Source organism: Labrenzia sp. ATLA3 (genome assembly GCF_057180185.1).
The window spans coordinates 662,314-676,746 of record NZ_JBXUKV010000001.1 but is presented as its reverse complement, the minus strand read 5'-3'; the positions used below and the strand labels follow the sequence as shown (position 1 = coordinate 676,746).

Genomic DNA, 14,433 nt, shown 5'->3' with positions numbered 1-14,433 from the left:
TTCTTTGCCGCAAGCAGTCTTGCTTTCGCGCTCCTGCTTTTTTCTCCATTGGCCGCTTTCGCGCAATCCGCACCATGGAACACGCCTTACGATTCCTACTTCGACCGGCCGGACTTGGCACCTGAGTTCGAGGTTTTGTCCGATGGGGCCGAGATCCGGAAAGTGATGCTTCCAGGCGATGTTCTGCTGGAGATGGAGCGCAAGGATGGCGAAAATACAGATCGCCACCTTTGATCAAAGCGGCCATGGTGCGGTGCTCTGCGTCAAGGGGATCTATCAACTGGCGCGGGCAGCGCTCGACAGCTGTCAGGATGTTGAAAACGAGCGCGTATCGTGTCTTGTGGACGAGGCGCTTGAGCGGATGGATCGTTTCATCCTCGCCAATTCGATCGAGCCTGTCACGATGAGCCAACTGAAGGAGCATAATCAGGCAAAGCTCAGGAAACTCCGCGACGATCTGAGAGGACCGGATGCATCTGGAAAGTTGAAGAGCTGCAAGGCGGACGTTCCCGAGCGCGTGCAATTCCCTGCGCGTCTGGTGTCTGCGTTTGACGAAACCTCCGACGAGGAGTTCAGAGCGAAGGTCGACGACCTGCTGTTGGTTCCACGCCTGCCGGCGATGGACCCGTGTCTTTAGGACAAGGAGCATCGTCATAGACTGCGGACTTGCCGTTGACGATGCGCGCATGTCTTGAAGCGCGCGCAAGGCTTCGGATATCACCGGGCTCCGGAGATCAGAAGGCGCACGGCGTAGAGCAAGTGCCTATGTGACCGGCTTCCATGCGTCACGCGTGGCCGGCTGTACAATCACCATCGCGACTTCGTGAAGCTGATCCGCACTGGCAGGGACCTGAAACGCCATGCCGAGAAACCCAAGCCCAAACAGGATGAAGGCAAGCAGGTGAAAACCTCAGGTTGCGTGAAGGGCTTGTGAGAATCAGCACCATCCCTTAGTTGATCGCCGAGTTTATTTCAGTCACGCAAAACTGCGCGGCGCTTTTTCAGGCGGGTTCATGGCTTCCAAACGCAAATCTTTTCGTTGGCTCTTGGTCGGTTTGGTGGCGCTGGTTCTTGCTGCTGTAGTGGTGTCCTGGAATGATTTTTACCTGTTGCGCCTGAAAACCTATTCCATTCCTTCAGGCAGCATGCGTCCGACCCTGGAGGTCGGTGAAGTTGTTCTTGGGAGAAAAATCTTCCCCTCAATGGGCGAGCACTATGAGCCAGTCCGCGGAGACGTAATCGTTTTCAATATCGCTGCCAAAGGGGCAAACGATTATCTGGAAAGGGTCATCGGCTTGCCGGGCGAGCGCATACGGCTTCAGGACGGCGTGGTGCTGATCAATGATGTGCCTGTTCCACGTCAGGCCCTTGCAGACTATCGCTACGAGGCTTCAGACGGTACTGAGGTCTCTGCTCCGCGATACAGGGAAACTTTGCCGAACGGCAGAAGTTACGAGGTTCTGGATCTCAATCCGCAAGGAGAAATGGACACGACAAGAGAATATGTCGTGCCCGACGGTCATCTGTTTGGAATGGGCGACAATCGGGACAATTCGGTCGACAGCCGTTACACGGATTACGTCGGATATGTACCGCTGAACGAAGTTACCGGTGTCGTTGAGACGATCCTTCTTCGCAAGGGCGAGAGCAGTTCGCTTTGGCAGCCGGTGCAGCCGGAAGCAAATTAGGCATGTTTCTGGAGTTTCAGAAATTCCAGGGGAATTCGGTTCGGTAACGCTTTTCAAGGGCGGTGAGCACCTGGTTTCGTGTGCCGCCGTCCCTGGCCTCATGTTCCTGCACGTATCTGTTCAGGAAAAAGCTCGTCAATTCGAAACCCTGGGTGACATCGGCCCAGGTCAGCTCACTGCCTGCCTGCCGTTGCCCGTCAAGAAGAAAGCTGGGCAGGGGGAGCAAGCGGTCATGATAGGGCGCGCCGGCTTCCCGGCAGACTGCACGGGCGGATTTCGGTGAGACATAGGCAAGGTCTTCGTTGCTGCCGGTGGCGACGCAGGATGAAAGATCAAGACCGATACCGAGGTCACGCAAGACCTCAAGCTCGAAGCGGATCAGAAGCGCGGCTGCCGCGTCCGAAGCCTCCAGATGATCCAGAACCACGGTCAGCGCATTGAACAATCTCGGGTAGGCATGTCTTTCGGGCAGGAGGCGAAGCAGAAAGGCCAGATGCTGGAGCGCTGCCAGACCGAGACTGCTGGTCATGAGGTCACCCGCCCGCAGCGTTTCCGGCTCAATCTGAAACTGGCCGAGATGGTCGGAAAGGCGTGCCTTCCAGGTGAGGGTAAGCTCATTGCCAGGCTGCAGGACAGGCCGGTGCCGCCGGGAACGACCACCACGCACAAGGCCGAGGTGGCGGCCATGATCCAGCGTCATGGCCTCCAGAATGACATCGTTTTCGCCGTGTTTGCGGGTGGTCAGCACCACGCCGCGTCCGCTCCATTCCAAGGGCCGTTTCCCGTTTCACATCTGGCCGGGAGTTTGGCGGATTCGGAGATCCGCGCAAATTATTTCGGAAATTCGAGCCCCATTTCCCGGTAGCGCTCCGGATCGTCCGCCCAGTTCTCCCGAACCTTCACGAACAGGAACAGATGAACGGGAGCTTCGATGATTTCCGAAAGCTCTTCGCGGGCGGCTTGAGAAATCGCCTTGATGGTCTGGCCGCGTTTGCCGAGCACGATGGACTTCTGGCTATCCCGTTCCACGTAAATGGTCTGCTCGATCCTGGCCGATCCATCCTTGCGGGCCTGCCACTGTTCTGTCTCCACGGTGGAGATATAGGGCAGTTCCTCGTGCAGGCGCTCGAACAGCTTCTCACGGGTGATCTCGGCGGCAAGAATGCGAAGAGGCAGATCCGACGGCTGGTCTTCCGGAAAGAGCCAGGGACCGTCCGGAACCTTGGACGCGAAATAGTCCAGAATGGACTGGGTGCCATCGCCGGTCAGAGCGGACACCATGAAGGTCTCTTCAAACGGGACGATTTCATTGATCTTCTGCGCCAGCTGCAGCAGTTTCTCGCGCTTGGCGACATCGGTCTTGTTGAGGATCAGGACCTTGGGCGCCTGTTGGCTGGAAAGGCGTTTGAGGATGTTCTCCACTTCCTCGGTCAAACCTTTTCGGGCATCAACCAGAAGCGCGATCAGATCGGCATCGCGCGCACCGCCCCAAGCGGTATCAACCATGGCGCGATCGAGCCGGCGCTTGGGTTTGAAAATGCCTGGCGTATCGATGAACACCAACTGCGCCGCACCATGCATGGCCACGCCGCGCACGATCGTGCGGGTGGTCTGCACCTTGTGCGTGACAATGGATACCTTGGTGCCGACAAGCTGATTGATCAGAGTCGATTTACCGGCGTTGGGCGCGCCAATGAGGGCAATGAAACCCGCCTTGGTATCGGTCGGCATCTCCGGCAATGGCTCGGGAAGCGGCATGTCGAAACGGCCGGTCGGGGCCTGAAAGCCGTTGTCGTCGTCCTCGTCCATCGGACCGTCATTGGTGGTGTCGTCACTCAACCTGTTCTATTCCTTCCAAACGCCTTCCCGGCGCAGCACGGCTTCAGCCGCATTCTGTTCTGCAATCCGCTTGGAGCCGCCCTTGCCTTCGCCAGGCGGCAGCCCCTGAACGGTAACCGACACGGTAAAATTCGGAGCGTGGTCCGGTCCGTCCCGGGTGGTCACGTCGTATCGCGGCGTCGGCAGGCTCCTGGACTGTGCCCACTCCTGGAGCGTTGTCTTGGCATCGCGCAGCGGTCCCGACCAGGATAGCATACGCGGTTCCCAAAGGCGCGTGATGAAGCTTTCGGCCGCCTCGAAGCCACCGTCCAGATAGATCGCCGCGATGACCGATTCACAGATGTCGGCAAGCAGGGCGGTCTTCTTGCGGCCACCGGTTTGAGCTTCTGCAAGTCCGATTCGCATGGCATCGCCAACGCCGAGCTCCTGCGCGATTTCCGCACACGTCTCACGCTTGACCATATGGTTGAAGCGCCGGGCCAGTTCGCCTTCATCTGCCCGGGGAAAATGCTTGTGCAGCATGGAGGCAATCACGAGGCCGAGAACACGGTCGCCGAGAAACTCCAGTCGCTGATAACTTCCCGCGACCGTTTCGGACGGAGGCAGGGCACTGGCATGAGTCAGCGCTACCCGCAACAGCTCCAGATCACGGAACTCATATTGCAGCGCGCTTTTCAGGGCCGAAACCGGCCCTGGTTGATGATGTTGTCTTTTCATGCTGCCTGCTTGGGCGACCTGTCGCCAAAGCCCCGGTTAGAGTGTTCGGCCAATCCGGTCCCAGCGAACGCTCCACGGCCAGGACCAGATATGCCAGGCTGGCGTTCCTTCCTTGATGGAGAAGAACAGGATTTCGGCACGGCCCATGAAGTTTTCGAACGGCACGTAGCCAACCCTGTCCAGAAAACGGCTGTCGACAGAGTTGTCCCGGTTGTCGCCCATCATGAAGTAATGGCCTTCGGGCACCTTGTACTCGCGGGTGTTGTCCATCTCTCCGTGTGTGGTGAGATCCAGGGTCTCGTAGGAAACGCCGTTCGGCAGGGTTTCCAGGTAGCGCGGCACGCGGCGCACGAGGCCGGACGGTGATTGTTCGATGTAATCGTCGATCCGCTCACGTTTGACCGGTTCACCATTGATATGCACCACGCCGTCGATGACCTGGATTGTATCGCCGGGCAGGCCGATCACACGCTTGATGTAGTCAATGGAGGTATCCCTCGGCAGCTTGAAGACGGCGACATCGCCCCGTTCCGGGTCGGAAGCCCAGATACGGCCACTGAAGGGGCCCAGGCCGAAGGGAAAGGAAAAGCGAGAGTATCCATAGCTGAATTTGGAGACGAACAGATAGTCGCCAATCAGCAATGTATCCTTCATCGAACCGGATGGAATGTTGAACGGCTGGAACAGGAATGTTCGCACGATCAGGGCAAGCAACAACGCCTGGACAATAACCTTGACGGTTTCAACGAGGCCGCCGTCCTTATCCTTCTTGTTTTCCGTCACGCTCATGTTGTCCCTTGATCAAATTTGTCCGGCATTCTGTTCGGCACTGCCACTTACAGCCGGACTCTTATCCGCTAGCGCCTGTTGACGCAATGAGAGGAAGGCCCTTAAGGCTGGGCTTTCAGGAGGAATCCGCCTTTGGAGGTTCAGGCCGGTCGCCCGGCCGGGCCGAAATTACGGCAGAGGCCTGCGCCAGTGGGTAATCGTCTGTATTTATCTGATTGATGGCAGTCCTGAAACCAGAAGGCCCCACCGCCTGCAATCGTTCTGTGCCGCCACCCATAAGGGCTATGGCCGGCTTGCTGGATGCCAGCTTCGCTATGCCCGTCTCTCGCAAGGCGACATCCATGCGAATGCCGCTGCCAAGTGCCTTCGAGCAGGCTTCCCTGAGCGCGAAACGTTTGGCGCAGGAGGCGGCGCGCTTGTTTGATTTGGTTCGCTCGACTTCGGTAAAGACCTGGTAGGTGAAGCGCTCTTCGGACCGTTCGAGAGTTTTCTCGAAACGACGAATATCAATCAGATCGCTGCCAATTCCAGGGATCATGCCTTGCTTTCCAGGTTACGGCGGGATGAGAGCCGGGATCTCAGTTTAGTTGGGCTGGGCAGCCGGCAAAATCAAGCGCTGCCGTCTTCTTCAACGGTGTTGCCCGGGGCGGGAAACAACCGGCCATGTTTGCCAGCGCCCTTGTCGGCGAGTTTGTTTCTGCGCCGCCGCTGATAGACTTCGACACTTTTGTAAACGACCACGTAGGACACCGTCCCGACGACGAGGCCGAGTGGCACAGCGCCAATAAACATCGGCTTGAGCATTGGCCAGAGCGCATCGAGCGACTTCTCGAAAAGGCCATGCTGAAACTGCTGGTGTACCTGGTGCGTATCGGTGTGCGGCGCGCGCCCGTAGAGTATCCACTGCCCAATCTTGAAGGTGAAGGCCCAGATGAACGGGAACGTCAGCGGATTGCCGACGGATGTTCCGAGCGCGGCAGCGATCAGGTTGCCGCGTACCACGTAGGCAAGTGCAAACGCCGTCAGAAAATGGAACCCGACCAGGGGCGTGCAGGAGGCAAAGGCTCCCGCGGCAAAGCCCAGGGCGATCGCGTGAGGGGTCGCAGTCAGGCGCAATACCCGCTTGCCAAAATAACGGGTTGAGCGCGCCCAACTGTTCCGGGGCCAGACGGCGACGCGCAGTCGCTCAATCCGTGTTGGCCTATTTCTCCGGCGAAACAGCATGGTCTAAGGCTCAATCCCGTGTTTTTTGTTCAGCTCAATCCGCGGCTGCCTGGCTTGACAGCAGGCAGAGCGGCCAGTTCTGGCGGCAGGTTGTCCGGTTCATAGGCCGGAACCTTGTATTCTGCCAGCGCTATTACCGGTACCGAGGCATCTGCCTCGCCACCGGATCGGTCGATCAGGCAGGCAACACCCAGGACTTCAGCACCAAGAGCTTTCAACGAGGTTACCGTTTCACGGCTGGAAAGGCCGGTCGTAACGATATCCTCCACAACAATGACTCGGGCGCCTTGCGGCATTTCGAAGCGGCGCAGTCTGAATTCACCGTCTTCCCGCTCCACCCACATGGCAGGAACATCGAGATGACGGGCGGTTTCGTAACCCGGAATGAGGCCACCGAGAGCAGGGGAAACGATGTAATCGATCCTGCCGAGGTCGGAGGCGCGGATCTTGTCGGCAAGCGCCTTGCAGAGCTTTTCCGTCTTGTCCGGATACATGAACACGCGAGCCTTCTGCAGGAAGACCGGGCTGCGCAGACCGGAGGTCAGAATGAAGTGGCCTTCCAGAAAGGCTCCGGCCTCGCGGAATACGGCCAGAACTTCATCGCGTGTCATTATCAGATCCCCTCAAAATTCTTCGGCGGCTGCGCGCCGGCCTGTGGTTTATCAGCGGTGTTGTCCACTCGAAAGCGGCTTTGTCGTTTTGTGCCGGTTGCCACTGGCAGCCTAGCCATTCACACGACTGACGCTGGAAACATTAGGCTTGCTACGCAGCTGGTTTATGATCCTGTTCAGGTGTTTCAGATCCCAGACTTCAAGATCAATGATCATCTGATGGAAGTCCGAAGCGCGCTGCATCATCTTGACGTTGTCGATATTGCCGCTGTTTTCGCCGATCACCTGGGCAATGGTTGCAAGGGAACCGGGTTCGTTTGCAGCAGATATGTCCAGGCGCGCAGGGAACCGTTCCGGATTGTTGACGTCAATGTCCCAGCGAACGTCGACCCAGCGCTCTGTCTGGTCATCGAATTCCTTCAGGGACGGCGATTGTATTGGATAGATGGTCAGTCCTTCGGACGGGGTCAAGATGCCGACGATGCGATCACCGGGAACAGCTCCGCCATCGGGTGCGAAGGTAACCGGAATGTCTCCGGACAGACCGCGGATCGGCAGGGCTGGTCCTTCTTCGGCCTCGCCGTTGGCGTTTGCTGCGGCCTTGTCTGCATCAATCTCTCCAGGAGGTATGCGGAACTTCAGGCCGTGACCCTGTTTCAAGCCGAACCAGCCTTCTTCCAGCGGCGGGCCGGAAAGGGCCACGCGCTCGTCCTGATAGTCCGGATGGGCTGACTTCAGAACCAGCTGGGCCGAAAGATCGCCGCGACCGACGGCGGCCAGCAAATCGGCAACGCTGGCCTGGTGCAAAAGATCGAGAATGGCTTCCAAGAGGTCTTCCGAATAAGCCTTGTCCGCCCGGGCAAAGGCGCGCTTCAGAATGTGTTCTCCGAGGGCTCCGTACTGCTTGCGCACCGACTCCCTGGTGGCGCGGCGGATTGCGGCACGCGCCTTGCCGGTAACGGCAATCGCTTCCCAGGCTGGCGGCGGCGTTTGCGCGGGCGAACGAATGATCTCGACTTCGTCGCCGTTATGCAACTCGGTCACCAGCGGCATGATCTTGCCGTTGACCTTGCAGCCAACACAGGTGTTGCCGATGCCGGTATGAACCGCATAGGCAAAATCGATCGGCGTTGCGCCCCGGGGCAGGGCGATCAGCCGGCCCTTGGGGCTGAAGCAGAAGACCTGGTCGTGGAAGAGTTCCAGCTTGGTATTTTCCAGAAACTCTTCCGGTGTGTCCCCCTGCGCCAGCAATTCGGTGGTTCTGCGCAGCCATTCGAAGGCGCGGCAGTCTTCCGTGTGACGGGCAATATTGCGACCGCCGAACTCGCCATCCTTGTAGAGTGCATGTGCGGCGATGCCGTATTCCGCGACCCGGTTCATCGAAATGGTCCGGATCTGCAGTTCCACGCGCTGGCGGGACGGTCCGACAATCGTGGTGTGGATCGACTTGTAGTCGTTCTGCTTGGGCGTGGAGATATAGTCCTTGAACCGACCGGGGACGGTCGGCCAGGTCGTGTGAATGACGCCCAGCACACGATAGCAGGCTTCCACGGTGCCAACCGTGACGCGGAACCCGTAGATATCGGAGAGCTGCTCGAAGCCGATGGCCTTGCGCTGCATCTTGCGGAAGATCGAGTAAGGGCGCTTTTCGCGCCCCTTCACCAGGGCGGCCATGCCCCGTTCGCTGAGGCGTTCCGTCAGCGTTGTCTCGATGTCCAGGATCAGGTCACGGTTGCGTTCGCGCAGGTCGACCAGACGGTCGGTGATGGTCTCGTAGGCTTCGGGATTGAGCGTGTGGAAGGCAATGTCTTCCAGCTCCTCGCGCATGTCGTGCATGCCCATGCGCCCGGCAAGCGGCGCATAGATTTCCATCGTTTCTTCGGCAATGCGCCCACGCTTGTGCTCCGGCATATGGTGGAGCGTGCGCATGTTGTGCAAGCGGTCGGCGAGCTTGACCAGAAGCACGCGGACGTCATCGGCAATGGCAAGCAGAAGTTTACGGAAGTTTTCAGCCTGCTTGGCTTTCTGGGAGACCAGATCCAGTCGCTTGATCTTGGTCAGACCCTCGACCAGCTTGCCGATTTCCTCACCGAACAGGGAGTCGATCTCGGCGCGGGTCGCATCGGTGTCCTCGATGGTGTCATGCAGCAGGGCGACCGCAATAGTGGCGTCGTCCAAGCGCAGGTCCGTAAGGATCGCGGCAACTTCGAGAGGATGGGAGAAGTAGGGGTCGCCAGACGCACGCGTTTGAGAGCCGTGTTTCTGCATGGCATAGACGTAAGCCTTGTTGAGCAAGGCCTCGTCGGCGTCCGGATTGTAGCGCGTAACCCGTTCAACGAGTTCGTATTGACGCATCATGGCCGCAACCGACCCTGGCAAACGGCTGAGACATCAGCGCGACAGACAAAAGCCGTCTGAAGCGCCGGGGCGTTCCCGCCGCGCTTCAGACGAACCTGTGAACTCAAATCAGACGTCGTCGGTCCGCTCCGGCGGAACGAGGCCTTCCAGGCCGCGCAGCAGGTCTTCTTCGGACATGCGGTCAAACTCGACAGCGCTGTCGTCAACGTTGTTGACCTGCGTCATCTGATGCTGGTTGGGGGACGGTACCATCGGCACGGCATCGGCCTCAGGCTCATCCACTTCCACATACTTCTGCAGAGAGTGGATCAGGTCCTCTTTCATGTCTTCCGGGCTGACGGTCTGCTCGGCAATCTCACGAAGCGCAACAACGGGATTCTTGTCGTTGTCACGGTCAATGGTCAGCGGCGAACCGCTTGAGATCATGCGAGCGCGATGCGCAGCAAGCAGCACCAGCTCAAACCGGTTTTCGACCTTGTCGATGCAGTCCTCGACGGTCACGCGCGCCATTCGACGTCTCCATAGGCTTAAGGAACTTGAAGAACCAGCGTATAGTGTTCACGTTTCCAAAAAGCAACCCCTTGTCATATTTGAGAGGACTATCGCTGGTATTGGAACGCACAGACAAAAAATCCGATGTTTTTTTGTCTCATTTCGCGCAGCCTATTCGCTTTTGCATTGCGGCGCTCCAATATTATGGTGTAGTCCACTAGTAACGGCCCTTTCCAGAATCAGAAGGCCGTTGACAAAACAAAACGATAAGCTGTGTGACGCCGCGGTATACGCGGTAAACTTACAGCAAAATATACGTCGCCTTATAGTGTCTGCCTGGAATTAGGTCGCGGGAAACTGGTTCCTCCAACGCAAAATTTCAAGAGCGGCGTATATGACTCGGAAAGGTTTCAAATAAGATGTTTGACGCTCGAGAAAAAGTTGCTTTGTTCATTGATGGGGCGAACTTGTACTCAACGGCCAAAGCGATTGGCTTTGATATCGACTACAAACGTTTGCTGAAAGAGTTCCAGGGACAGGCGTATCTTTTGCGCGCGTATTATTACACCGCGTTGATTGAAGATCAGGAATATTCCTCCATACGTCCGCTGATCGATTGGCTCGACTACAATGGCTACAAGGTCATCACCAAACCGGTGAAAGAATTTGTCGATAGCGCCGGCCGCCGCAAGGTGAAGGGCAATATGGACATTGAGCTGGCTGTGGATGCCATGGAACTGGTGGAATCCGTCGACCATGTGGTCCTCTTCTCCGGTGACGGCGACTTCCGCTCTCTGGTTGAAGCGTTGCAGCGCAAGGGCCGCAAGGTGAGTGTGGTTTCGACGCTCAAGACCCAGCCACCGATGATCGCCGATGATCTGCGCCGTCAGGCCGATCACTTCATCGATCTGGCGAGCCTTGCAAACAAGATCGGACGCGATCCCTCGGAACGTCCAGCCCGCCCGCAAACGCCCGCGCACGTTGATGAAGACGACGACGACGACGATTACTGAGGCTTATCCGGGCAATGTCCGAGCGTATTGCAGATAGCTGGCCGGTCGATCCGCCGCCGGATTGCTTGGCCTGTCCGCGCCTCGTCGCCCTGCGCGAGGAGTTGAAGGCTGTTCATCCCGACTGGCATAATGCGCCGGTGCCTTCATTCGGAGACGCGTCTCCAAGCTTGCTGATCATCGGCCTTGCGCCGGGTATGAAGGGGGCCAACTGCACCGGCCGTCCTTTCACGGGCGACTATGCCGGGGACCTTCTTTACCAGACGATGATCGAGTTCGGCTTTGCCGAAGGCACCTATCAGGCCCGGCCGGACGACGGTTTGCGGCTGAAAGAGGCGATGATCACCAACGCAGTGCGTTGTCTGCCGCCGCAGAACAAGCCGACCGGCGCTGAAATCAAGACGTGCCGCCCGTATCTGCTGTTGACGCTTGATGCCAATCCTTCGATCAAGGCTGTGCTCGCGCTTGGCCGCATCGCGCATGAAACCTTCCTGACGGCCCTTGATCAACGCAGGGCATCATTCCCCTTTGCGCATGGCGCACAGCACGAGCTTCCCGGAACGGGACTGACACTTTTCGACAGCTATCACTGCTCGCGCTACAACACCAACACCGGCCGCCTGACCGAGGAAATGTTCCACTCAGTATTCAGGCAGATCCGCTCGTTCATTCCCTGAGTGGGGGAGGGCCTTCGGCGACGTTTCAGCCGATTGGTGTTTTGGGCGGTCAGTATCCCGGCAAAGACAAGGCTGCTCTCGGGAGCGCGCCACATATTCTGCCTCATCCTGAGGAAGCGCGTGAACGCTGTCTCGAAAGATGAGCCACTTGTTTCTGCTTCTGAGTATACCGCCATAATCGAGACAGACCTGAAGGTCTCCTCAGCATGAGTTAATCAGGTGCGGATTACCAAAATACTCAAAGCTTCAGGCTAACCAGATATCCTGCCATCACTCTTCCGAGTGCGGTGCCTTTTGATAGGCCTCAGCGTCGGCAATCAGCCAGCCATTGGGGCCGAGATGCTCCTGCGGCTTGAAACGGGCCTTGTAGGCCATCTTTTGAGAGCCGTTGACCCAGTATCCCAGGTAGACGTAAGGCAGGCTCATCTTGCGGGCACGCTCGATGTGATCGAGGATCATATAGGTGCCGAGGGGCGTCTTGGTGTAATCAGGATCATAGAAGGAATAGACCATCGACAATCCGTCCGAGAGCTGATCGGTAAGCGCGACGCCCAGCAACGGCCCTTCGCCAGCGCCGGTAATGAAGCTGTTCGGACCGCGTCGCCGGTATTCCAGCACCAGCGTTTCGACATGGGTGTCTTCAACCATCATCGCATAATCAAGAACGCTCATTTCCGTCATGCCGCCATTCTCATGGCGAGCCTCCAGATAGTCGCGGAAGAGATCGTACTGTTCCGCTGACGGGCTGGGCGGAAGACAGGCGCCAACGATATCGGATCCTGATTTCCAGACGCGCTTGAAGGATTTGGTCCACTTGAAATCATCGACCCGCACACGCACCGAGATACAGGCCTGGCAACGTTCGCAGGCCGGGCGATAGGCGATGTTCTGGCTGCGTCGGAAACCGCCTTGCGTGAGCACTTCGTTGAGCGCACCGGCGCCATGGCCGACAAGATGGGTGAAGACCTTGCGCTCTTGTTTCCCCTCAAGATAGGGGCAAGGTGCGGGCGCAGTCAGATAGAACTGCGGATGATCTGTGGGGTGCCGTGTCACCGTCTTGTCCCGCGAAACCTTTTGATTTGTTCTCTATTCCGGGTCCTATAGTCCGTAATACCATGGCGCGACCAGTGAGAAGGTCAACCATAAAATGAGCGCGAGCGGGGTACCAGCCCGCACAAAGTCGTTGAACTTGTAGTGACCTGGCCCCATGACGATCAGGTTGGTCTGATAACCGATGGGAGTCGCGAACGACGAGTTGGCCGCAATGATCAGACAGACGACGAACGCTTCCGGATTTGCGTCGATCTGATTCGCCAGATTGATCGCAATCGGAGTGAACAGAACGGCGGCCGCGTTGTTCGACAGGAAGTTCGTGAGGATCATCACGATAAAGAACAGGGCCGACAGCATCACGGTCGGCGATGACCCGGCCAGCAGATGAACAAGTCCGGTGGCAATGGCATTTGCTCCGCCTGTTCCCTCAAGCGCAACGGCGGCAGCCAGTGATGCCCCCACCAGCATGAAGATGCGGCTGTCGATGGCGCGCATGGCCTGCCGAACGTTGAGGCAGCCTGAAACGATCATCGCAAACGTACCGGCCACGGCAGTGGTGACAATCGGGACGAGGCCGCTGGCGGCCAGTGCGACGACAAAGGCAAAAATGACGAGCGCCCGCGGTGCGTAACGCTTGCGCGGCACCTCGGCCATCGACCAGTCCAGCAACAGGACGTCGCGATTGCCGCGGAGGCGCGCAATCGCCTCTTCGCTACCGGCCACAAGAAGCACGTCGCCGGCTTCCAGGCGAATGTCGTTCATTGCCATGCGCGGCATGCGGCTGCGGCGCTGGATGCCCATCACCAGGCAGCCTGTGTCAGTGTAGAAGGCCGACTGGGGAAGGGTGCGCCCCATAAGGCGGGAGGCGGGGGCCACCACCGTTTCCGCCAGGCTGATTGTGCCTGCCGGGGCCTGTGTCTCGCGGCCTGAGCCGTTCGCATCGGAATCGGCTTCCATCAGCGGCTGCCTGCGGGCCAAGGCATTGGCAAGGGCGGTGCGCGTTGCAGCCACAATCACCGTGTCACCGGGTGACAGCACAACGTTTTCAAACGGCGGCAGAACAGGTTTCTGACCACGCTGAACCAGTCTTACGGTCATGTCCTTCAATTGCGGGAACATGCCGGACACGGATTCTACACCCACCAGAGGGTGGCCGTAGGTGATCTCGATCTGCGCGATGAACTGCTTTCCGGAAGAACTCTGAAACTCTTCCGCCATGGTTTTGCGCACCGGAAGCAGCTTCGGCATGATGAACAGCACATAGATCGAGCCGACGCCGGCCATGATCAGCCCGATTGGAGTGAAGCTGAAGAAGGTCAGCCGCAGATCGGAGCTTTGCGCGGCGAAATTCGCCACTAGCAGGTTTGTGGACGACCCGATCAACGTCGTCATGCCGCCAAGAATTGCCAGATAGGACAGCGGCATCAGAACCCGGGCAGGGGACTGACCAACCGTGGCGGCAACGGCGGTCAGGATTGGCAGGAACATGACCACGACAGGGGTGTTGTTCAAAAACGCGCTGAGGGCGGCCACGGTCAACAGAACGGGGATCGCAGCTCGCAGCGACCGTCCCCGTGTCATTTTCACGATGGCCTTCGCCGGTCCTTCCAGGGCATCGGTCTGGAACAGGCCCTGGCCGATGATCAGCAGACAAATGACCGTAATCAGCGCCGGGTTGGAAAAGCCGGACAGGAAGTCGCCGGTGGCTATGAAAGACCCATCCGGCTTTTGAACCGGAAACAGCGCAAAAATTACAATGAAGGCGGAAACCGAGCCAAGGGCGATTGTTTCAATCGCATAACGCTCAAGGGCGTAAAGGACGACAGTGGACGCGATCACCACGAAGGTCAGCGCCATTGCAATATCAACTGAGTGCATTCACCTGCCCAAAGCCAGCTCGGCCAATTTCAAGAAACCACACTCTAAAGCAGGCGGTCCCGGCAATGGAAGAGCCTTAAGACAATATTGCCGTTGA

General features: G+C 58.2%; 15 protein-coding genes. 4 read left to right on the top strand and 11 right to left on the bottom strand.

Features of this window, described 5'->3' with window-relative positions; translation table 11 throughout:
* Nucleotides 1-205: 205 nt before the first annotated feature.
* On the top strand, nt 206-637 hold the full coding sequence (locus AC2A6O_RS03055) for a hypothetical protein (protein ID WP_498925676.1): 432 nt from the start codon (nt 206-208) through the stop codon (nt 635-637).
* Nucleotides 638-1,013: 376 nt separating this feature from the next.
* Complete coding sequence (gene lepB, locus AC2A6O_RS03050) at nt 1,014-1,688, top strand: signal peptidase I (RefSeq protein WP_498925675.1); 675 nt, start codon at nt 1,014-1,016, stop codon at nt 1,686-1,688.
* A gap of 16 nt (nt 1,689-1,704) precedes the next feature.
* Here lepB (AC2A6O_RS03050) and recO read toward each other — a convergent pair whose 3' ends face one another.
* The 9 genes from recO to rpoZ form a co-directional block, all read right to left on the bottom strand.
* Nucleotides 1,705-2,460 (bottom strand): DNA repair protein RecO, encoded by a 756-nt coding sequence (recO, locus tag AC2A6O_RS03045; RefSeq protein WP_148584356.1) that lies wholly within the window; start codon nt 2,458-2,460, stop codon nt 1,705-1,707.
* Nucleotides 2,461-2,519: 59 nt separating this feature from the next.
* The gene (gene era, locus AC2A6O_RS03040) at nt 2,520-3,446 is read right to left on the bottom strand and encodes a GTPase Era (protein ID WP_205514086.1); all 927 of its coding nucleotides are present in this window, start codon (nt 3,444-3,446) and stop codon (nt 2,520-2,522) included.
* A gap of 87 nt (nt 3,447-3,533) precedes the next feature.
* Nucleotides 3,534-4,244, bottom strand: a complete 711-nt coding sequence (gene rnc, locus AC2A6O_RS03035; protein ID WP_148584355.1) for a ribonuclease III — start codon at nt 4,242-4,244, stop codon at nt 3,534-3,536.
* 36 nt (nt 4,245-4,280) lie between these two features.
* Nucleotides 4,281-5,033, bottom strand: coding sequence for a signal peptidase I (gene lepB, locus AC2A6O_RS03030; protein ID WP_148584354.1), 753 nt, complete (start codon nt 5,031-5,033; stop codon nt 4,281-4,283).
* A gap of 115 nt (nt 5,034-5,148) precedes the next feature.
* On the bottom strand, nt 5,149-5,571 hold the full coding sequence (gene acpS / locus AC2A6O_RS03025) for a holo-ACP synthase (RefSeq protein WP_498925674.1): 423 nt from the start codon (nt 5,569-5,571) through the stop codon (nt 5,149-5,151).
* Between the two features lie 71 nt (nt 5,572-5,642).
* Complete coding sequence (locus tag AC2A6O_RS03020; RefSeq protein ID WP_148584352.1) at nt 5,643-6,257, bottom strand: DUF2062 domain-containing protein; 615 nt, start codon at nt 6,255-6,257, stop codon at nt 5,643-5,645.
* Between the two features lie 29 nt (nt 6,258-6,286).
* Nucleotides 6,287-6,868 (bottom strand): orotate phosphoribosyltransferase, encoded by a 582-nt coding sequence (pyrE, locus tag AC2A6O_RS03015; RefSeq protein WP_148584351.1) that lies wholly within the window; start codon nt 6,866-6,868, stop codon nt 6,287-6,289.
* Nucleotides 6,869-6,979: 111 nt separating this feature from the next.
* A complete protein-coding gene (locus AC2A6O_RS03010; RefSeq protein WP_148584350.1) occupies nt 6,980-9,226 on the bottom strand; it encodes a RelA/SpoT family protein in 2,247 nt (748 codons plus the stop codon).
* 108 nt (nt 9,227-9,334) lie between these two features.
* The gene (gene rpoZ, locus AC2A6O_RS03005; protein ID WP_148584349.1) at nt 9,335-9,736 is read right to left on the bottom strand and encodes a DNA-directed RNA polymerase subunit omega; all 402 of its coding nucleotides are present in this window, start codon (nt 9,734-9,736) and stop codon (nt 9,335-9,337) included.
* Nucleotides 9,737-10,137: 401 nt separating this feature from the next.
* On the opposite strand from rpoZ, the gene AC2A6O_RS03000 reads away from it, so the two are divergent.
* Nucleotides 10,138-10,731 carry a LabA-like NYN domain-containing protein gene (locus tag AC2A6O_RS03000; RefSeq protein WP_148584348.1) on the top strand — a complete coding sequence of 198 codons (594 nt, stop codon included), beginning with the start codon at nt 10,138-10,140 and terminating at the stop codon, nt 10,729-10,731.
* 14 nt (nt 10,732-10,745) lie between these two features.
* Nucleotides 10,746-11,405, top strand: a complete 660-nt coding sequence (locus AC2A6O_RS02995; protein ID WP_498925673.1) for a uracil-DNA glycosylase — start codon at nt 10,746-10,748, stop codon at nt 11,403-11,405.
* A gap of 270 nt (nt 11,406-11,675) precedes the next feature.
* On the opposite strand, the gene AC2A6O_RS02990 is transcribed toward AC2A6O_RS02995, so the two are convergent.
* Both AC2A6O_RS02990 and AC2A6O_RS02985 read right to left on the bottom strand, forming a co-directional pair.
* Nucleotides 11,676-12,458 (bottom strand): arginyltransferase, encoded by a 783-nt coding sequence (locus AC2A6O_RS02990; RefSeq protein ID WP_148584346.1) that lies wholly within the window; start codon nt 12,456-12,458, stop codon nt 11,676-11,678.
* A 45-nt stretch (nt 12,459-12,503) separates the two neighbouring features.
* Nucleotides 12,504-14,336 carry an SLC13 family permease gene (locus tag AC2A6O_RS02985; protein ID WP_498925672.1) on the bottom strand — a complete coding sequence of 611 codons (1,833 nt, stop codon included), beginning with the start codon at nt 14,334-14,336 and terminating at the stop codon, nt 12,504-12,506.
* Nucleotides 14,337-14,433 lie beyond the last annotated feature (97 nt).

Coding starts and splice junctions, on each gene's coding strand:
- AC2A6O_RS03055 (WP_498925676.1), top strand. CDS start 206: ATGGCGAAAATACAGATCGCCACCTTTGATCAAAGCGGCCATGGTGCG.
- lepB (WP_498925675.1), top strand. CDS start 1,014: ATGGCTTCCAAACGCAAATCTTTTCGTTGGCTCTTGGTCGGTTTGGTG.
- era (WP_205514086.1), bottom strand. CDS start 3,446: ATGCCGCTTCCCGAGCCATTGCCGGAGATGCCGACCGATACCAAGGCG.
- rnc (WP_148584355.1), bottom strand. CDS start 4,244: ATGAAAAGACAACATCATCAACCAGGGCCGGTTTCGGCCCTGAAAAGC.
- lepB (WP_148584354.1), bottom strand. CDS start 5,033: ATGAGCGTGACGGAAAACAAGAAGGATAAGGACGGCGGCCTCGTTGAA.
- acpS (WP_498925674.1), bottom strand. CDS start 5,571: ATGATCCCTGGAATTGGCAGCGATCTGATTGATATTCGTCGTTTCGAG.
- AC2A6O_RS03020 (WP_148584352.1), bottom strand. CDS start 6,257: ATGCTGTTTCGCCGGAGAAATAGGCCAACACGGATTGAGCGACTGCGC.
- pyrE (WP_148584351.1), bottom strand. CDS start 6,868: ATGACACGCGATGAAGTTCTGGCCGTATTCCGCGAGGCCGGAGCCTTT.
- AC2A6O_RS03010 (WP_148584350.1), bottom strand. CDS start 9,226: ATGATGCGTCAATACGAACTCGTTGAACGGGTTACGCGCTACAATCCG.
- rpoZ (WP_148584349.1), bottom strand. CDS start 9,736: ATGGCGCGCGTGACCGTCGAGGACTGCATCGACAAGGTCGAAAACCGG.
- AC2A6O_RS03000 (WP_148584348.1), top strand. CDS start 10,138: ATGTTTGACGCTCGAGAAAAAGTTGCTTTGTTCATTGATGGGGCGAAC.
- AC2A6O_RS02995 (WP_498925673.1), top strand. CDS start 10,746: ATGTCCGAGCGTATTGCAGATAGCTGGCCGGTCGATCCGCCGCCGGAT.
- AC2A6O_RS02985 (WP_498925672.1), bottom strand. CDS start 14,336: ATGCACTCAGTTGATATTGCAATGGCGCTGACCTTCGTGGTGATCGCG.